The 19,459-nt window shown below is 32.3% G+C and carries 18 protein-coding genes; all 18 read right to left on the reverse strand.

The features are described 5' to 3' along the window. Nucleotides 1-34 precede the first annotated feature (34 nt). A complete protein-coding gene (locus HALSA_RS08910; RefSeq protein ID WP_013406244.1) occupies nt 35-610 on the reverse strand; it encodes a lytic transglycosylase domain-containing protein in 576 nt (191 codons plus the stop codon). A gap of 29 nt (nt 611-639) precedes the next feature. Beyond that, the gene (coaE, locus tag HALSA_RS12665) at nt 640-1,617 is read right to left on the reverse strand and encodes a dephospho-CoA kinase (RefSeq protein WP_013406245.1); all 978 of its coding nucleotides are present in this window, start codon (nt 1,615-1,617) and stop codon (nt 640-642) included. A 22-nt stretch (nt 1,618-1,639) separates the two neighbouring features. After that, nucleotides 1,640-2,470, reverse strand: coding sequence for a DNA-formamidopyrimidine glycosylase (gene mutM, locus HALSA_RS08925; RefSeq protein WP_013406246.1), 831 nt, complete (start codon nt 2,468-2,470; stop codon nt 1,640-1,642). Next, entirely contained in the window at nt 2,463-5,105 is a 2,643-nt protein-coding gene (gene polA, locus HALSA_RS08930) for a DNA polymerase I (protein WP_013406247.1), read from the reverse strand. Before polA ends, mutM begins: the two co-directional genes overlap by 8 nt. Nucleotides 5,106-5,140: 35 nt before the next feature. Next, entirely contained in the window at nt 5,141-6,520 is a 1,380-nt protein-coding gene (locus tag HALSA_RS08935) for a sensor histidine kinase (RefSeq protein WP_013406248.1), read from the reverse strand. Next, nucleotides 6,513-7,202, reverse strand: coding sequence for a response regulator transcription factor (locus HALSA_RS08940; protein WP_013406249.1), 690 nt, complete (start codon nt 7,200-7,202; stop codon nt 6,513-6,515). The genes HALSA_RS08935 and HALSA_RS08940 overlap by 8 nt, the downstream gene beginning before the upstream one ends. A gap of 315 nt (nt 7,203-7,517) precedes the next feature. Further along, nucleotides 7,518-8,660 carry a S1C family serine protease gene (locus HALSA_RS08945; RefSeq protein WP_013406250.1) on the reverse strand — a complete coding sequence of 381 codons (1,143 nt, stop codon included), beginning with the start codon at nt 8,658-8,660 and terminating at the stop codon, nt 7,518-7,520. Between the two features lie 106 nt (nt 8,661-8,766). After that, nucleotides 8,767-9,510, reverse strand: coding sequence for a 2,3-diphosphoglycerate-dependent phosphoglycerate mutase (gpmA, locus tag HALSA_RS08950; RefSeq protein ID WP_187323460.1), 744 nt, complete (start codon nt 9,508-9,510; stop codon nt 8,767-8,769). Between the two features lie 123 nt (nt 9,511-9,633). Continuing rightward, the gene (locus tag HALSA_RS08955) at nt 9,634-10,404 is read right to left on the reverse strand and encodes a DUF368 domain-containing protein (RefSeq protein ID WP_013406252.1); all 771 of its coding nucleotides are present in this window, start codon (nt 10,402-10,404) and stop codon (nt 9,634-9,636) included. 190 nt (nt 10,405-10,594) lie between these two features. Next, nucleotides 10,595-11,164 carry an orotate phosphoribosyltransferase gene (gene pyrE / locus HALSA_RS08960; RefSeq protein ID WP_013406253.1) on the reverse strand — a complete coding sequence of 190 codons (570 nt, stop codon included), beginning with the start codon at nt 11,162-11,164 and terminating at the stop codon, nt 10,595-10,597. Between the two features lie 27 nt (nt 11,165-11,191). Continuing rightward, nucleotides 11,192-12,127, reverse strand: coding sequence for a dihydroorotate dehydrogenase (locus HALSA_RS08965; RefSeq protein ID WP_013406254.1), 936 nt, complete (start codon nt 12,125-12,127; stop codon nt 11,192-11,194). Next, nucleotides 12,120-12,899, reverse strand: coding sequence for a dihydroorotate dehydrogenase electron transfer subunit (locus tag HALSA_RS08970; protein WP_013406255.1), 780 nt, complete (start codon nt 12,897-12,899; stop codon nt 12,120-12,122). Before HALSA_RS08970 ends, HALSA_RS08965 begins: the two co-directional genes overlap by 8 nt. A gap of 39 nt (nt 12,900-12,938) precedes the next feature. Continuing rightward, nucleotides 12,939-13,844: an orotidine-5'-phosphate decarboxylase gene (gene pyrF / locus HALSA_RS08975; RefSeq protein WP_013406256.1), complete on the reverse strand. Its 906-nt coding sequence runs from the start codon at nt 13,842-13,844 to the stop codon at nt 12,939-12,941. Then, the gene (locus HALSA_RS08980) at nt 13,828-15,126 is read right to left on the reverse strand and encodes a dihydroorotase (RefSeq protein WP_013406257.1); all 1,299 of its coding nucleotides are present in this window, start codon (nt 15,124-15,126) and stop codon (nt 13,828-13,830) included. The genes pyrF and HALSA_RS08980 overlap by 17 nt, the downstream gene beginning before the upstream one ends. Further along, nucleotides 15,110-16,051 carry an aspartate carbamoyltransferase catalytic subunit gene (locus HALSA_RS08985; RefSeq protein ID WP_013406258.1) on the reverse strand — a complete coding sequence of 314 codons (942 nt, stop codon included), beginning with the start codon at nt 16,049-16,051 and terminating at the stop codon, nt 15,110-15,112. Before HALSA_RS08985 ends, HALSA_RS08980 begins: the two co-directional genes overlap by 17 nt. Before the next feature lie 31 nt (nt 16,052-16,082). After that, nucleotides 16,083-17,387 carry a uracil-xanthine permease family protein gene (locus tag HALSA_RS08990; protein ID WP_013406259.1) on the reverse strand — a complete coding sequence of 435 codons (1,305 nt, stop codon included), beginning with the start codon at nt 17,385-17,387 and terminating at the stop codon, nt 16,083-16,085. A 142-nt stretch (nt 17,388-17,529) separates the two neighbouring features. Further along, a complete protein-coding gene (pyrR, locus tag HALSA_RS08995) occupies nt 17,530-18,087 on the reverse strand; it encodes a bifunctional pyr operon transcriptional regulator/uracil phosphoribosyltransferase PyrR (protein WP_013406260.1) in 558 nt (185 codons plus the stop codon). A gap of 297 nt (nt 18,088-18,384) precedes the next feature. Further along, nucleotides 18,385-19,263, reverse strand: a complete 879-nt coding sequence (locus HALSA_RS09000; RefSeq protein WP_013406261.1) for a DUF7973 family transport facilitator — start codon at nt 19,261-19,263, stop codon at nt 18,385-18,387. Nucleotides 19,264-19,459 lie beyond the last annotated feature (196 nt).

The following is a 19,459-nucleotide window of genomic DNA, read 5'->3' on the forward strand; positions in this document are numbered from 1 at the left end:
CTCTAATTTAATAAAAAATCAAATTACTACTTTTTTAAAAATTAATAAATATATTACTCTTTTTATAATAATCTTTAGTAGAAATTACCCTTCTTACATATTTATCTGTTTCCGCAAAAGGGATTTGGTGATTATCTATTTCACCCTGCCAGCCATTTCTAACCCATCTTCTAACAGTATTTTGACCCGCATTATAGGCGGCAAGGGTTTTAACTAAATGTCTATCATGTCTTTCATAAAGATAGGCAAAATACCAGCTGCCAAATTTGATATTTAATTCTGGATCAAGCAAATCTTCTATACTAAAATCATCTACTCCTACCTGTTCAGCTATCCATACTCCAGTTGAGGGCATAATCTGCATTAATCCTAAAGCTCCACGAAAAGATTCTGACTGGGTATCAAATCTACTTTCAACATAAATTATTGCAGCAAGCAATTCTGCTTCAATAGAATATTTTTCTGCATATTCGAAAATATAATCCTCATATTTTATAACTTCAAATGACCTTCTTATCTGCCAAAAGTCAAAATCTGCCGAATATCCAACAAAGATAATAATAATTAAAATAATTAAAGCAGCTGCTTTTAAAAAATTCTTTGCAATCAATACTTTTCCTCCCTAACTTACAATGGAATCTAATTTGTCTTTTTACCCAGAGCATGGATTATCATTTCTGCAGTTGCCAGATTTGTTGCAAGAGGTGTTTCATGAACATCACATAATCTTAAAAGAGCACTTACATCGGGCTCATGAGGCTGAGCTGTTAAAGGATCTCTTAAAAATATTACACCATTTAATCTACCTTTAGCAATTTCAGCTCCAATCATCTGGTCACCACCTAATGGTCCAGAAGCCATTCTTTCTACATCTAATCCAGTTTCTTCCCTAATTCTTTTTCCAGTAGTCCCAGTTGCTATTAACCGCATTCTTCCAAGAATTTTTTTATGCCTTTTTGCAAATTTTATCATAGATTCTTTTTTAGCATCATGGGCAATTAGAGCAACTCTCATAAACTCACCATCAACTATTTTTATGGTTTTTTCCCAATGAAAATCTAGTTTCTCTTTTAATTCTTCAATTGTCCCATTATTATCTATAACAAGGTCGGCTTTTTCTTCTTTTTCTTCTAATGGGATTTGAGATTCTATTCTTTTTTCTGCATCTTTTTTGTTAATATTATCTCTATCTTTTAATCTTTTTATCTGCTCTTTCTTAGATGAAGAAATCACCCAAGTTTGATCACAAAAATGATCTAAACCTACTTCAAATAATAATGGGGCCATAAAAATAACAATTTTGTTTTCTTCTAAATAATAAAAAGCTTTTTCTTTCATTTCATAAATGATTAAAGGATGAAGCAGTGATTCCAACTTCTTTCTTGCTTTGGGATCAGAGAAAATAATATCAGCAAGTTTTTTTCTATTTATTTCTCCATCTGCATTTAAAAATTCTTCTCCAAATTCATTTACAACTAACTGCCAGCCTTTTTTCCCTTTTTTTGTTAATTGATGTGATATTTTGTCTGCATCAATAACAATAGCACCTTTACTTTCAAGATATTCTGCAGCAGTTGATTTGCCACTTGCAATACCTCCTGTCAAACCAATAATCATTTAAACCCCTCCCGATTATAGCCTAGTCCTGACATTTTGAACAAAAATAACTAGCTCGACCACCTATTTTTTTCTTTTTAATTTTACTACTACAAATATGGCATTCTTCTCCTTCACGTTGATGTACTTTTAATTCTGCCTGAAAGGAACCTTTTTCTCCAAATGCATTCACATAATCACTAAAAGAAGTACCACCATAGATGATACCTTTTTCCAATATATCTTTCATATTAAAATAGATTTTTTCTTTTTCTTCTTCACTTAAAGTGTCAGCTTTTCGGTCAGGCTTTATACCTGATAAATAAAGTATCTCATCTGCATAAATATTACCAATACCTGCAATGAATTTCTGATTCAAAAGCAGAGATTTGATTACTCCTCTACGATTAGTAAATAAATTTTTAAAATCTTCCAGGCTAAGCTGATCACTTAAAGGCTCTGGCCCAAGAGTTGCTAATCCTCCGGCCTGTTCTGGCCTGTCTGGATCAATTAAATAAATTCGGCCAAATTTACGCACATTATTAAAGCGAATCTCTTGACCATCATCCAGACTAAAAATTATATGAGTATGTTTATCTCTAAATTCTTCTACCTCTTTAACCAGTAGTTTGCCTGTCATCCGTAGGTGAATAACCAGAATTTTATTAATATCTAACTTAATCAATATATATTTACCTCTTCTACTGATTGAATCTATTTTAGCGCCAATTAGCATTTGCTTAAGTTCAACAGTTGAAAGGTCAGGATATCCGATTAGATTTTCTTCTCTAACTTCAAGATCAGTAATTGTTTTATTTATAATTAAAGGCCTAAGCCCTTTAATTACTGTCTCTACTTCTGGTAGCTCAGGCATTTGATCCCACCTCATAATCTTCTTTATCACGCCAGTTTTCAGCAATCTGCAAATCTACAAGCAGAGGTACATCCAACTCTGCCGCTGCTTCCATTTTATCTTTAATTAAAAGAGCAGCTTTTTCAAGATCTTTGTTTGCAACTTCAAATACTAATTCATCATGAACCTGTAATAAAATATTAATTTCTAAATCTATATCTTTTAATGAATCATAAACATCTAACATTGATTTTTTCATAATGTCGGCAGCAGTTCCCTGCACTGGAGTATTAATTGCTGAGCGTTCTGCAAATGAACGTCTATGGTAATTGCTGCTATTAATCTCAGGTATATAACGCTTTCTTCCATATAAAGTTTCTGCATAGCCTTTTTCTTTAACTTTCTGAATAGTTTCATCCATATATTTTTTTACTCCAGAAAAACGTTCAAAATATTTATCTATATAATCCTGAGCTTCTTCTACAGGGATATCAAGATCCTGACTCAATCCATAAGCACTCATACCATAAGCTAAACCGAAATTGATCACTTTAGCATGTCTTCTTAAGTTTGGGGAAACCTGTTCTGCTTCGACTTCAAAAATCTCACTTGCAGTTTCTGTATGAATATCTCGCCCAGAATTAAATGCTTCTTTTAAACGTTTATCTCCACTTAAATGAGCAAAAACTCTTAATTCTATTTGAGAATAGTCTACTGCAAGTAATATCATATTATCACTTGAGGGAATAAAGGCTTTTCTAATTTCTCTCCCTTCTTCAGTTCTAATTGGAATATTTTGCAGATTAGGATTTGTGCTACTTAATCGTCCAGTTGCAGTAACCATTTGATTAAAAGAAGTGTGAATCTTACCGGTTTCTGAGTTTATTAAAGGTGGCAGTGAGTCAATATAGGTTGATTTTAATTTTGCTAGTTCTCGGTATTCGGAAATCAGAGGTATAATAGGATGTTTACCTTCTAGTTTCTCTAATACGTTTGCATTGGTAGAATAACCTGTTTTAGTTCTTTTAATAACAGGCAGACCAAGTTTTTCGAACAAAATTTCTCCTAATTGTTTTGGGGAGTTTAAATTAAAATCCTCTCCTGCTAATTCATGGGCTTTTTTTGTTATTATCTCTAACCTTTTTTCTAATTTATCAGATAATTGTTGCAGCCAATCTTTATCAATTTTAACCCCATTATATTCCATTTGAGCCAGAACTTTAATTAAAGGTAATTCCATATTTTTAAATAAGTCATATAAACTATCATCTTTAAGCTTTTTAATTAATATATCTCTAAGCTTAAATAATTTAATTGTTTCTACTGCCAATATTTGATCCTGACTAAATTCTTGCATTCCAATATCAAGTTCTCTACTAAAAATTTCCTCTAAATCTGGTAAGCTTGAGGATGGCTGCAATAAATAATAGGCAAGTAAAGGTTCAAAAGAGATATTTTTAACTTCTATACCCGCACATAACAAGGCCAGTGAAGATTCTTTGGCATTAATAAATAATTTTTCTATTGTTTCTGATTCTAAGATTTCTTTTAAAGCATCTGCAATTTTATTGTTTTCAGTTTTATATGAATACACACTTTCATCTTGAAAGGCATATAAAATTTCCGTTATTTTTCCATTTCTTGCACAACTATCTTTGGCAATTTTTAATGAAAATGCAATTTCTTTATATTCCAAAGCTTTCTGCTTTAATTCTTCTAATTCAGTTTCTCCCACATTTAAAAAATTAATATTTTCAGGTTGTATTTCTTTTTTATATTCAAATCTATCAAGTAAACTACTGAACCCGAGTTTTTTAAAATGTTCAACCACTTGCCCATCATCATAAAGATCTAATCTGCATTTATCAAAATCTAATTTAAGTGGAACATCTCTTTTAATTTTAGCTAAGCGATAACTCATTTTAGCTTGATCAGTAAATTTTTTTAAATTTTCTTTTCTTTTTTTTCCAGAAACTTGATCGATATTATTTAATATCTCATCAATAGAATCAAATTGTTTTAGCAGTTTAATTGCTGTTTTTTCTCCTATTCCTGGAACCCCGGGTATGTTGTCTGAACTATCACCCATCAGACCTTTCATATCAATCAATTTTTCAGGTGGAATTTCATATTTATCAAATATTTTTTCCAGATCATAAATCACAAGATCAGAAAGCCCTTTTCTGGTGTACATAACTTTTATATTTTCAGAAACTAACTGCAGAGCATCTCTATCACCGGTAATAATATATACATCATAATTTTGAGCAGCTGCCTGTTTTGATAATGTCCCCAATAAATCATCTGCTTCATAACCTTCTTCTGCAATAATTGGAATCTCTAGTTTAGCTAAAGTTTGCTGTAATAAAGAAATTTGGGGAACAAGTTCTTCAGGCATTTTTTTTCGATTAGCTTTATATTCTTCATATTCTTCATGCCTAAAAGTAGGTGCCTTTTTATCAAAAGTCACAATCATTCGATCCGGATTCCACTCATCAGTAAGACTAAAAAGCATCCTTATAAAACCAAAAACTGCATTGGTATATTGACCATCATCATTTGTTAAAAGTGGTAATGCATAAAATGCCCGATGGGTAATACTATGTCCATCTAAAAGAAAAAGTGTCTTTTTGTCTTTTTTTTCAACATTAGTCAAGCTAAATCATCTCCCGTTATTTTCTATATCTTAAGTTATTTATTTATTGGTAAATAAATTCTAAAGGTAGTACCCTCTCCTTCGGTACTCTCAACATCGATTTCCCCATTATAGCTATCAACAATCTCTTTAGCAATTGCCAGACCAAGACCAGATCCTTCTTTTTTACGTGTTCTAGATTTATCTGCTTGATAAAAGCGGTCAAAAACATGGGGAAGATCCTCCGCCGCAATTCCTTGGCCCTTATCTTCAATGCTGATTATACAGTTACTTGTTTCTGTTTTATCAATCATTAATTTAATATTTTCACTGTTCGAGGTAAACTTAATTGAATTATCAATAAATATCCTAATCAATTGTTTGAAAAGATTCTTATCTCCCCAAAAATTAATCTCTGCTTTTTCTTGAAAATTGATCTCAATATCATCTTTTAACAATTTGAATTCTTTAATTATTTCTTTAATTAAATTATTTAAATTAAATAACTCTTCATTTTTAATTAATTCACTGTCATCTCCTCTTGCTAGTAAAAGCAGATTTTCCATTAATTGCTTCATGTTTTCTGTTTCTTTTTTGATTGCTTTTATTGCTTCATCACGTACTTTGGGTTTTTCTTTACCCCATCTGTTAAGCAAATCAACATAACCCTTAATTACAGAAATTGGAGTTCTCAATTCATGAGAAGCGTCAGATACAAATTGTTTTTGTTTTTTAAAAGCTCTTTCAAGTCTATCAAGCATGGAATTAAAAGTTAAAGCTAATTTTTTTAATTCATCATCTGGTCCTTTTACAGAAAGTCTTCTATCTATATCATTAAAACTTATTTCTCTAGCGGTTTCGGTAATTTTGTTAATCGGAGACAGCATCTTCTTAGTGGTAAAGTAGCCAAGAAAAACAGAGATTAAAGCTCCAAAAGCTGCGGCTACAATTAAAACGAGAATTAAGAAATCCAAAAAGTTTTTTTCAAATGTTATATCTTTTACCACCTGTAGATAACCATGAATAGATGAATATTCAGCAAGATTGATTGTCCGTACTGCTAGCCGACGATTACCAGATCTAAATTCTGTTATTTTAGCAGCAAGAGGTATTTCCATCTCCTGTAGATATCTTGATTGTGCCCTTATTTCTCCATCAGTACCCAAAATTCTAAAAAAAACATTTTCTTCACTTCGACTTATTTCTTGTAAAATTTCCGCATTAAAATATTCTAAAGTATCTTTTTCGTTATTAATTTGTGAAATTACAAATTCACTGGTATTATTAATATTTTTTTTAATATTATCATCTATAAAATTTGATAAGAAAAAATAGATAGCAAAATTTATTAAAAATAATAACATTATAAACATTAATGCATACAGTATTGTAATCTTCCAAGAAATTTTGCTTTTTTTGTTAAAAAATTTAATCATCTTGATCAGACCTCATCACATAACCAACTCCACGTACTGTATGTATTAATTTTTCTTCAAATGGCTCATCAATTTTACTTCTTAAATACCGAATATATACATCTACTATATTAGTCTCACCGGTATAATTATATCCCCAAACATTATTTAATAACTTATCTCTACTAACAACTATTCCTTCATTTTTAATTAAATAAACTAAAAGATCATACTCTTTTTTAGTTAGTTCAATTTTTTGGCCAGCTCTTTTTACCTGGTGAGCATCAAGGTTTACTTCTATGTCAGAAATATTTAAAATATTGGCAGATTCTATAGTGCCTTTATCTCTTCTTAATAATGCCCTAATTCTTGCTAATAATTCTTCTATTTCAAATGGTTTAGTTAAATAATCATCCGCTCCAGTATCCAAACCTGCTACCTTATCTTCTAATTCAGATTTTGCAGTGAGCATTATTATTGGCAGATCAGAAAATTCTCTTATTTTATTGCAAACTTCTATTCCATCTAAACCTGGGAGCATAAGGTCTAGTAATAAAAGGTCATAATCATCTTCTTTAAGAGCATTAATCCCATCATAACCGTTATCAAATTTTTTAACTTGATAACCCTCATGTTCTAACTCTAATTCAACAAAACGAGCTATCTGAGCATCATCTTCAATAATTAGTATTTTTTTACTCACTATTTCACCTCCCAATAAAACAGTTAAATATAAAATGTGATTTTTACTTCAATAATTTTATTATATCAACAAACATAGTTAATTTAAACCATCAAAATCTCTTTACCACTTCTGGATTGTCATTAACCTTATCATCATGCTTACACAAAATCAGTTATTAGTACTACTATTAAGACCATCTAAAATCTTTACATGTTTTATATTCTTAAGATAGATAATACTTTCAAAATTATTAATAGAGCACACATATAAAGATCCGGACTTCAAGCTGAAGTCCGGATTAAATTACAAAGAGATAATTAAATATTTTATTATTTAAATATCACTTGGTTTATCACCAACTATTCCAAAAAGCATCTCGGTACTTCCATCTCTTATAATTTTAAACATTATTTCTTCTCCGACTTCTTTATTTCGAATTATTTCTGCTACATCAGAAGTGGATTCAATTTTTTGACGGTCAATTTCTTTTATTACATCATAATTCTCCAGTCCCGCCTCTTCTGCTGGACTATCTTCATAAACTTCAATTACTATTACTCCCTCTCGATCTTTGAGATTAAAATAACTCTGCATTTCTGAACTAATATCGCTGTAAGCTATTCCAATCCATGGTTGAGTTATTTCTCCAGTTTCTTTAAGTTGATCTATTATACCTTTAGCTTCATTTATAGGAATTGCAAAACCGATTCCCTGGCCTGCAGCAGAAACAGCTGTATTAATACCAATTACCTCACCTTTGTTATTCAAAAGAGGTCCACCACTATTACCAGGATTAATTGCAGCATCAAGCTGAATCAAATTTTGATAGGTTCTAACCTGTCTACCTTCTGTAGGTATTTGAATTGGTCTTCCTAAAGCACTTATAACCCCAACGGTTACAGTATGTTCAAAACCAAAGGGATTACCAATTGCAATTGCCCAATCACCAGGCCTAATTTTATCTGAATCACCAAGCTTGACAGCAGATAAATTTTCATCAGTTTCAATTTTTAAAACTGCCAGATCTAAACTAAAATCTGACCAAATAACTTCTGCCTCTAATGACTCATCAATATTATTTATTTCAACTTCAATCTTATCCGCATTTTGAACTACATGTTGGTTTGTCAAAACATAACCATCTTCAGAAACTATAAATCCTGAGCCAAAACCCTGTTGTTCTCTAGGTGGACTTTCGGGTATTTGAAAGCGATCTCCAAAGAAAAAACGAAAATATGGATCATCAAAAATATCAGGTATTTCTCGTTGTTCAGCTCTTTGAGCTGTTGTGGTAATTTTAACCACACTATTATCAACTTGTTCTGCAATATCTGCAAAATGATTACTCTGATAAATATTTTCACTTTGCTGAGCTTCTGCACTTATATTAAAAGAAAATATGAGTACTAAAAAGAGAAAAGATAAGAGTAATTTAGCTAATATATTTTTAGCAGATCTTTGTTCTAATAAATCCATTTCAAACACCTACCTTAATTTGATGTATTTCAATGATCTCTTTACTTAATAATATAACATAGTTATATTAAAAATCAATTAAAAAAATGTTAAGCTCAGATTAAAATCAAGATTTTGCTTGATCTTTAACTTTCTGCATTTCTGCGTCAATTTCTTCTTGATCTCCTAAATAATAACTATCTAAAACATTCATTTCTTCGTCAAACTCATAAACAAGTGGTCTACCTGTTGGAATGTTTAAAGAACTAATTTCCTCATCAGAGATATTATCTAAATGCTTTACAAGTGCCCTTAAACTATTACCATGGGCTGAGATGATAATTTTTCTACCTTCTTTAATCTTAGGTACAATTGTTTTTTCCCAGAAAGGCATAACTCTTTTAATTGTCATTTTTAGGCTTTCAGAATCTGGAAGTTCTGCTTCTGAAAGTTCATCGTATTTACTCTCATTTTTAGGGTGGCGAGAATCATCAGCATCTAAAGCAGGTGGTGGAGTATCAAAACTCCTTCTCCAAATATGAACCTGTTCTTCACCAACCTTTTCGGTCATTTCTGCCTTGTTTAAACCTTGTAAATCACCGTAATGTCTTTCATTTAATTTCCAAGATTTTATAACAGGTATCCAGTGTAAATCCATAATATCTAAAATAATATTCAAAGTTTTTGTTGCCCTTTTTAAATAAGAGGTGAATGCTAAATCAAATGTAAATCCTTCTTTTTCTAATATTTCACCTGCTGCTTCTGCTTCTTTTATTCCCTGCTCACTTAAATCTACATCAGTCCAGCCAGTAAATTTGTTTGCTAAATTCCATTCACTTTGACCGTGTCTAACAAAAACAATTTTTTTCACAATTATCATCCTTTCTTTATCCTATATTCAAAAATAATAAATTAAGCCATAAAATGCTATTAAATAATTAACAAATTAGTCAAATTTCTGAAGCTAAAAAAGACTTTTTATTCATATTTTTAATTAAAACTTTTTGCCAAAAAACTCTAAGATCAGTATTATAACTGCTCCAGCAAAAAAGAAATACACTCCTTCTAAACTTATTTTTGCAGGGAAAACAGCTGCACTAGAACCAAGTATTAATCCAGTAAGCACTGTCATTATTTGTTGATGATATCTTTTCAATAAATAAGAAAATAACCAGGCAAAGATCAATAAGCCAAAAATAATCCCTAAAGTAAATACACTTAAATATAAAATTTCAAAATTATTAACTGCTGATAATACTGGATGATATAACCCCATTAAAACTAGTAGTGTGCTTCCACTTATCCCCGGAACAATCATGGCAATACTTCCCCAAAAGCCTCCCCAAAAATAAAGCATAAGACCTCGACCAGCATTTATATTAACTCCAATTTCCATGCTCACAAATAGTGCTAAAGCAAATGCAGCTAATAGAAATAATATTTTCAAAAAACTGAGTCGACCAATTTTATGGTAAGTTGCATGGGCAGAAGTAAGTACTAGACCAAATAAAAAATAATTTAATAATAGGGGATTGTTGTAATAAAAATCACTTATTGCTGCAGCTCCAATATAAACACCTAATAAAGCTCCTAATCCAATTACACTTAATTTTTTATAAGAAATATTTTTAATTGCATAAATTAATGTTTCATAAATATTTAAAACAAGGGCGATGGTTCCACCACTAACTCCAGGTAAAGTATTTGCAATTCCGATTGGAATAGATTTAAAAAATAAAGAAATATAGTTTGTTTTCTTTGACAAACAAATCTTCCTTTCTACTCTTTGCTAAAAAATTCTATTAAATATAGATCTATATCTAATAAATATATTCAAGATTAAGTTAGTTAATACCTGCATATAAAGAGAATAAAAAAACTTCAGCTTATAAAGATTTCATAAACTGAAGTGATTTCTTGGATATTTTTTCTCTAAGCCTAATGAATTTAAATTATTAAGCTTTGCTTCCTGGTCTGGTAATTTCAATTTTTCCCTCACATAATTTACACTGTCCAGCCTTATATGATTTAATATCCATTTTCAGCAGTGGTTTAAATTCATATTTAAAATCAACTTTACCATTACTTCTATCAACAATAGAACTAATGCCAACAATTTCTACATCCATTCCCTCTAATAAAGCTAAAACTTCTTTAACCGAACCTCCTGTAGTAACAACATCTTCAACAACCAGAACTTTTGACCCTTTTTTAATTTCAAATCCTCGTCTTATCTGCATCTGTCCATTTTTTCTTTCACTAAAGATTGAAGGAACTCCAATTTCTGCTGCAACAGCATATGATAATACAACCCCACCCAGTGCTGGTCCAATAACTAAATCAATTTCTTTATCATCCCATTTTTTTGCGATTTCTGCTGCTAGAGTTGATGCATGTTCAGGATATTGTAAAACTTTAGCACACTGCATGTAAATATCTGCATGTCGACCTGAGCTTAAAACAAAATGTCCTTCTTGAATTACTCCTGTTTCTATTAAAAGTTCTTTGATTTCTTTTTTTGTCATTTTTTTCACCTCTCCGTTTAGATTAAATTAATGTGCAGCTCCAATTAAAGATGATAATTTTTTGATTTTATGCTTAGATAAATAGCTCTCGATTTCTTCAATTATCCTTAAAGCAGCAGCCGGTTCAAGCATATTTATTGTTCCAATTCCAACAGCGGTTGCACCTGCTAAAATAAATTCTAAAACATCTTCCCCAGAACTTACACCTCCGAGTCCTATAATTGGAATCTCAAGCTTTTTGTAACTTTGATAAATCATTTTTAAAGCTACAGGTTTTACTGCTGGACCTGAAAGACCACCAAAGGTATTTGCCAATAATGGCTTTCGTTTATCAATATCTATTTTCATAGCAGATAAGGTGTTAATCATAGCAACAGCATCTGCCCCTGCGTTTTGAGCAGCAAGAGCTGTTAAGGTAATATCTGTAATATTAGGGGTCAATTTTACTATTATGTAACCAGAATAAATCTCTCTAATCTTTTTGCTTATCTGATAGACCTTTTCAGGATCTGTGCCAAAAATCATTCCTCCACCTTTAATATTTGGACAGGAAAGATTAACCTCTAAACCTGCTATTTCGGGACGGTTATTTAATTTGTCTGCTAAAACTAAGAAATCTTCTGTACTATAACCAGAAATATTAGCAAAAATTGGTAGACTGTATTCTTTGCATTTGGGAAGAATCTCACTTATAAACTTATCTACTCCTGGGTTTTCTAAACCTATTGAGTTAATAATACCTGAAGCAGTTTCTGCAATTCTAGGTGTTTTATTACCTTTTTGTTCTTTGACTGTTATTCCTTTAGTGCAAAAAGCACCTAATTTATTAATATCAAAGTAATCATTCAACTCTTCACCATTACCACAAGTCCCGGAAGCAGTTATCAGGGGATTAGATAATTTTAGGTCATCTCTTTTTTTTGATTTTAAAATCGTTGTTAAATCAAATTCTTTATTATTCACAGTATTTTACCTCCCCTAAACCAAAAACCGGACCTTCAACACAGGCTCTTTTGTTTTTTTCATTTACTTTTTGACTTTCACAGCTACATGATAAACAGACTCCAAAACCACAGCCCATTCTTTTTTCTATAGAAATTTCACCTGGGATTCTACTCTTTAAACATTGATTTTCTACTGCAAATAGCAATGGTTCTGGGCCACAACAATAAACAAAATTGGGAATTTCTTTTTCTAAATAAATATCCCATAATCTGAGTGCTGTTCCCTGAATTTCCAACTTTTCTTCCATAGCTGCTAAATGAGTTTCTATCCCTAAATTATTAAATTTATCTGCAAAAAAATCTAACTCAGCTGCATTTGCAGCACCTAAAAATACTTTTATTGGCAAATCTTTTAATTTTTTTGCTAATAAATAAAGAGGAGCTATACCCATTCCTCCACCAATAAGATGTATATTAGAACTGTTCCTGTCACTTATAGTAAAAGGATTGCCAAGTGGCCCTAAAAGATCGATTTCTTCACCAGGACTATAATTAGCCAGCATTTTTGTTCCTTTTCCAACTACTTTGTAAACAAATTCTACCCTTTTTGTTTCATTTTCAAAATCAAAAACACTTAAAGGCCTTCTTAAAAGAGGATCATAACTATTATTTCTGCTAACTTTAATATTAAAAAACTGACCTGCCTCAACTTTTTCACTAAGTCCTTCACATTTTAAAACAAGATGATAAATATCGGGTCCAACCTCTTTATTAGAAAATATTTCAAACATCTCTTCTGCCTCCTTACTGCTGATAAAACTTTTCTATGTTTATAAATCTAAAACTGAATTAATATCATTTTTCATTTTTTTAGCAGCTAATGCTGCTGCTTTACCAAAGTTTTGGGGAGCTAAATCTTTGTATTCTTCTTTTCGATAAGCAAAGTTAATCCCCCTAGAAGAATTTATAACTGCTCCTCGGCCTTGCTTATCAAATGCTGCTTTGACATCTTTTGCTCCCCCACCCTGGGCTCCATAACCAGGAATCAAAAAGAAAATAGACGGTATTAATGCTCTTATCTCAGCTAGTTCTTTAGGATATGTTGCTCCTACAACTGCGGCAAGATTGGAATAGCCAGTTTTACCCAAATAATCTTCAGCAATTTTAGCCAGAAATAAAGCTACTGCTTCGTAAACTTTTTTGCCATTATTTAATTTTAAATCTTGAATATCAGCAGAAGAAGGATTAGATGTTTTTAACAGTGCAAATGCTCCCTTAGTCTTGTCTTCCAGAAATGGAGTAATCCCATCTCTACCAAGATAAGGGTTGATGGTTAAAGAATCAGCACCAGAATCTACATGTAAATAGGCTTCAGCATATGCTTTTGCTGTTGAACCGATATCATTTCTTTTCCCATCTAATAAAACTAATAACCCTTTTTGCCAGGCATAATTTATTGTTTTCCAAAGAGTCTCCATTCCTGCGGTACCCAATTTTTCATAAAAAGCCATTTGTGGTTTTACAACAGCTGTATGTTCTGCTGTTGCCTCAATTATCTCTTTATTAAAATATAAAATAGCTTCAGCTATTTCTTTTTGGTTTTCCTGAGGATTTTTTAATAGAGCTGAATCTAAAACAGAAGCAGGCATTAAATTTAGATGAGGATCTAAGCCAACACATATTCTCGAATTTTTTTCTTCAATTTTTTCAATTAAATTATCAATAAAGTACTTCATTTTTTCCTCCTCTATCATCATAAACCATTTTGCCTTCAACAAAAGTTACTTCATTTTTCCCAGAAAGTTTTTGACCAGCAAAAGGAGTGTTTTTGCCTTTAGATTTAAATTTATCTTTTTCAACAGTCCAACTACGATTAGGATTAAAGATGATTAAATCTGCTGTAGATCCTTTTTTAATTCCATCAGCCTCAACATTTAATATCTCTGCAGGTTTATAATAATACATATTTATAAGATCATTCCAGCTAATATCATTGCTTTTTATAAAATGTTCAAATAGTAGAGCTAAAGCAGTCTCAAGGCCAGAAATACCATTAGCTGCATAATCATATTCGCCCAGTTTATCTTCATAAGTATGTGGTGCATGGTCAGTTGCCAGAACATCTATTTCTCCTGATTTCAGTGCTTGTCTTAATACCTCTACATCTCTGCTGGAACGTAATGGTGGATGAACTTTTGTATCAGGATTATAATCCCCAACAGATTCGTCTGTTAAAATTAAATGATGTGGGGTGACTTCAAAAGTAACATTGACTCCTCTTTTTTTCGCGGCCATAACCTGTTTAAAACTGCCCTCTGTACTTAAATGAGCAATATGGAGGTGAATACCTGTCATTTCAGCAAGTACAATATCTCTTGAAACCATTATTTCTTCAGAAGCAGCTGGAATCCCTTTAAGTCCATAGATTGTAGAATAATAACCTTCATTCATTACTCCATCCTTACTTAAATTTTTATCTTCACAGTGATCTATAATAGGTAGATTAAAAGCTGATGCATATTCCATAGCTCTTCTCATAATCTCCGAGTTCATAACAGGATGACCATCATCAGTGAGAGCCTTAACTCCTGTTTTGGCTAGAGTTCCAATTTCTGATAGCTTCTCACCTTTACTTCCTTGAGTAATACTACCAATTGGATAAACTTTAACTAACGCTTCTTTGGATTTTAATTTTAAATGTTCAACAACTGCTGGATTATCGGCAACAGGATTTGTATTTGGCATTGCTGCTACTGCAGAAAAGCCACCCGCGGCAGCTGCTTCACATCCCGTCTTAACTGTTTCTTTATCTTCATAACCAGGTTCTCTAAGATGAGTATGTATATCAATTAAAGCTGGAATAACCACCTTATTTGCCCCATCTATTAATTCATATCCCTGATTTTTGATTTTTTCATTGACCTGAATAATATTTTTGCCTTCAATCAAAATATCATATTTTCCCTCTAGATTATTTCTAGGATCAAAAACTTCTGCATTTTTAATTAAGGTTTTCATTATCTACTTCCCTCCCTGCCAACAAGTATAAGAGTGCCATTCTTATAGCTACACCATTTTTTACCTGTTCCGTGATTACTGATTGACTGCTGTCTGCTACAGAACTTTCTATCTCTATACCTCTATTCATAGGGCCAGGATGCATAATAACTGCTTTTTTGCCTATTCTCTGCAATCTTTCTTTATTCATTCCATAGATTTCTCTATATTCTCTAATTGAAGGAAAGAGTCCACTTTCCTGTCTTTCCATCTGAATTCTTAATATATTTACTACATCTACATTTTCTAAAGCTTTATCCAAATCATTATAAACTTTTACACCCATTTTTTCTATTTCTCTAGGTAATAATGTTTGCGGTCCAGCTACACTAACCTGAGCCCCAAGTTTATTTAATCCCCATATATTGGATCTTGCTACTCTACTATGAGCTATATCTCCAACGATTAATACATTTAATCCTTCAATATCACCAAGTTTTTCCTTTATACTATAAATATCTAATAAAGCCTGAGTTGGATGAGCATGAGCACCATCTCCAGCATTTAATACACTGGCAGAAATATTTTCTGCTAAAAATTGAGCAGCTCCTGGTGCACTATGCCTAATTACAACTACATCAGCTCCCATAACCTCCATGGTTTTTGCTGTATCAAGTAAACTTTCACCTTTTGCAATACTACTACCTGATTTAGAAATGCTCATAACATCTGCACTTAGACGTTTTGCAGCCAGATTAAATGAGAACTTAGTTCTTGTACTGGGTTCATAAAAAAGATTAATAACTGTTTTACCACGCAATGTGGGAACTTTTTTAACAGTTCTTGTTAATATGTCTTTCATAGCTACAGCAGTTTCTAGAATTTCTCTTATTTCTTCTGCTGAAGCATCATACAATCCTAAAAAATCTTTTCTTTTTAAGCTCATCAATTTACCTCCCTTGAATTAAAAATTCGTTTTAGCTGCTTTCATAACCTAACTCTCTTTCCATATTCAAAGCTTCTTCTTCACTTTTTTCCAGAACTTTTTCTTCTTCATTAACTTCTGGTAAGATTAAATTCATTATTATTGCAACCAGGGCTGCAAGTCCCATCCCAGCAAATTCCAGACCAAGGAATGTTATTGTTAGGTTGCTAATTCCTACCAGCAAGGTTACAGATACAATCACTAAATTTCTATTGTTTGAGAGGTCAACCTGATTTTCCACTAAAGTTCTTAAACCGATAGAAGCTATCATTCCAAAAAGCAAAAACACTATTCCTCCCATTACTGCTGCAGGAATTGTTCTAATCAAAACACCTATTTTTTGAACAAAACTACTTAAAATTACAATTACTGCGGTTAGCTGAATAATAATTGGATTATAAACTTTTGTAATTGCTAGAACACCAACATTCTCACCATAAGTTGTATTTGGAGGTCCACCAAAAAATCCTGCTACTAATGTTGCTATACCATCACCTAATAATGTTCTATGCAGACCCGGTTCTTTAATAAAATCATTTTCTGTAGTTGTACTGATTGCTAATACATCTCCTAAATGTTCAACAATCGTAACAAGTGCTATTGGGGCAACTAATGTAATAGCCCTTAAATTACCATTGATTTCCGGAAAAGAAAATTGAGGAAGTGCAATCCAGGAAGCTTCCATAACCGGGGTAAAATCTACAATCCCCATAAAAGAGGCGAATATATATCCACCTATTATCCCCAATAAAATAGGTATGACTTTTATTATCCCTTTAGCAAAAACGCTTACTGCCACTGCAATAGAAAGTGTTACAAAGGCAGTTAAAAGATGTTCAGAAGCCATATCTCTGGCAGTTGGAGCCAGACCAAGACCAATTGTTATTATAACTGGACCTACAACAACCGGTGGTAATAATTTTCGGAAAAAATCCGTTCCTACAAGTTTAATTATTACTGACATAAGAGCATAAACAATTCCAACTGTCATTATTCCCAACATCGCCCCGTCGACACCAAACTGATTTTGAGCTGCGATAATTGGTGCAATAAAGGCAAAAGAAGAACCCAGATAGGCCGGCACTTTTGCTCCAGTTATAAAATGAAAAATTAATGTTCCTAAACCCGAAGTAAATAATGCAACCGCTGGGTTTAGTCCTGTAAGAGATGGAACAAGAACTGTGGCACCAAACATAGCAAACATGTGCTGTAATGAGAGGACAAAAAGTTTTTGATTATTAATCCCATCTGCCTTAAGATCATCTAAATTTGATTTAGTCTGTTTTATTAAGCTCATTTCATTCCTCCTAAAAATTGATATTTAGACATTAAAAAACTTCTTAACAGTCAGACTGATAAGAAGTTAACAAATTCAGAGCATTAAAATAGCTCTATGTTTTCTCCTTATCTGCCTCACTGGACTGATTTAAAGGAAATATTTAACTTTTATTTTTTTCTAGCAATAATACTAAATCTTTTCCATCTGTTTCTTTAAAATTTACATCTACAACCTCATTTTTTGAAGTAGGTAAGTTCTTGCCAACAAAATCAGCTCTAATAGGTAGTTCACGGTGACCACGATCAATCATTATAGCAAGCTGTATCTGTTTTGGTCTACCCAAATCAATTAAAGCATCAAGTGCTGCTCTTACAGTTCTTCCTGTATAAAGAACATCATCAACAAGTACAACCTTTTTTCCAGTAATATCAAAAGGAATTTCTGTTCGGTGAACTATTGGCTGATAGGCAATTGTAGATAAATCATCTCTGTAAAGAGTGATATCTAAAATACCAGTTTCAATTTTTACATCTTCGATCTCTTCAATTTTAGCAGCTAACCTTTCTGCTAAAGGAACCCCTCTTGTTCTAATACCAATCAACACTAGATCATCTGTCCCTTTATTTTTTTCAAGAATTTCGTGAGCTATTCTTGTAATAGCTCTGCCCATTGCATCAGAATCAATAATTTCTTTTTTCTTTTTCATTTCAGATTCCATTAACTATATTACCTCCTTTGGGGAAGAATATAAATTTACATAAAAAAACCTTCTTAGGGCAAATAAGAAGGTATTTAAATTCTATATTTTCCCTTACTAGCCTCGCTGGACTAATTTAAAAGAATATTTTTTATTTGAATTAATGATATCAGACCAGCATTATTAAGTCAAGAAATATAGACGATTTTAATACTAAAAAGCAAATATTAAAACTCCCGGCCAAACCGGGAGTTTTAATATAGATAAATCTATTAGTAATAAGATAATAAATAGAGTATTTGTTATAATAACAATTATTTAAAATGAGAAGCCTAAGAATAGCATTGCTGCAGTTATTAAAACAGCTATTGTACAAGCAGGTGGATCAATGTGGGTATCTCCCCAGTCATAGAATAGACGGGCGAAGAACTCACCAATAAAAGCTCCTAAGATTCCGAATATACCACCCCAGATAACACTACCAGTAGCCATAGCAGCTGCTGCAGCTGGGAATGCAATATGGTGTGTTACAGGCCCTTTACCCATAGTCTGCAGGATGATTAAAGAAGCAGCTGTTATACCAAACATAATGAAGACACTTTCAGTAACAAGTGTAATATGTCCAGCAACTAAACCAACACCTAAACCAAGAGGTAACAATTGAGACGTATTCATTTGCCAAGGTAACCATGCAATATCAGAAGGTGGATTCCACCTTGAGTCACTCTTTTCTGGATCATATGTCCCAAAAATACCAGTATCACTAAAGGCAACTCTATGAATAAAAGCAGATATAGCAACTGTAAGAGCGATAGTATCAGTAGGTGTTCCAATGTCAGCCAAAAATGCTTCAATAACTAAACCAAGAATACCAAAAATACCACCTATTAATAATATATCCCAGTTTTCTTCGATCCCATACAATGGGGCTAAAATATCAGCACCGCTTTCCAGCCTGCCTTTTTTACCAGCATATGCGGTTGCTGCAGCTCCACCACCAAAAGCGATATGTGGGCCAAAAAGAGTTCCAAATCCGATCGCCCCTGTTATAGATTCGGTTCCAACGGCAAGGGCAAGTGCTTCACCAGCCATAACTGCAAAACCACAGAAAATAAAGGCAGGCAATGCACCTAAAGCAGCACCAAAGAGTCCACCACCAAAAGCAGCAAGAACAGCGTTCATACCTATACCAAACATTTTATTATGCCTCCTTTAATTTAAAGAGTCCATAAACAAAGCACAGTACAGATAAATAAGAATTTTTTCACATTTTAAACCGCTACAATCCCCCCTCCTTTTGATTTACTATCGGCAAAGAAAAATTCTCTATCAAAAGAGTTATTTAATAAGAGACCTAAAAAGTTCACAATTAAATAAGTCAGAATAGAGAATT

Source organism: Halanaerobium hydrogeniformans (assembly GCF_000166415.1).
GTDB classification, from domain to species: domain Bacteria; phylum Bacillota; class Halanaerobiia; order Halanaerobiales; family Halanaerobiaceae; genus Halanaerobium; species Halanaerobium hydrogeniformans.

Excerpts from the sequence above, each read along its gene's own strand:
- coaE (WP_013406245.1), bottom strand. The coding sequence starts at position 1,617 with ATGATTATTGGTTTGACAGGAGGTATTGCAAGTGGCAAATCAACTGCT.
- mutM (WP_013406246.1), bottom strand. The coding sequence starts at position 2,470 with ATGCCTGAGCTACCAGAAGTAGAGACAGTAATTAAAGGGCTTAGGCCT.
- HALSA_RS08935 (WP_013406248.1), bottom strand. The coding sequence starts at position 6,520 with ATGATTAAATTTTTTAACAAAAAAAGCAAAATTTCTTGGAAGATTACA.
- HALSA_RS08945 (WP_013406250.1), bottom strand. The coding sequence starts at position 8,660 with ATGGATTTATTAGAACAAAGATCTGCTAAAAATATATTAGCTAAATTA.
- pyrE (WP_013406253.1), bottom strand. The coding sequence starts at position 11,164 with ATGACAAAAAAAGAAATCAAAGAACTTTTAATAGAAACAGGAGTAATT.
- HALSA_RS08970 (WP_013406255.1), bottom strand. The coding sequence starts at position 12,899 with ATGTTTGAAATATTTTCTAATAAAGAGGTTGGACCCGATATTTATCAT.
- pyrF (WP_013406256.1), bottom strand. The coding sequence starts at position 13,844 with ATGAAGTACTTTATTGATAATTTAATTGAAAAAATTGAAGAAAAAAAT.
- HALSA_RS08980 (WP_013406257.1), bottom strand. The coding sequence starts at position 15,126 with ATGAAAACCTTAATTAAAAATGCAGAAGTTTTTGATCCTAGAAATAAT.
- HALSA_RS08985 (WP_013406258.1), bottom strand. The coding sequence starts at position 16,051 with ATGAGCTTAAAAAGAAAAGATTTTTTAGGATTGTATGATGCTTCAGCA.
- HALSA_RS08990 (WP_013406259.1), bottom strand. The coding sequence starts at position 17,387 with ATGAGCTTAATAAAACAGACTAAATCAAATTTAGATGATCTTAAGGCA.
- pyrR (WP_013406260.1), bottom strand. The coding sequence starts at position 18,087 with ATGGAATCTGAAATGAAAAAGAAAAAAGAAATTATTGATTCTGATGCA.
- HALSA_RS09000 (WP_013406261.1), bottom strand. The coding sequence starts at position 19,263 with ATGTTTGGTATAGGTATGAACGCTGTTCTTGCTGCTTTTGGTGGTGGA.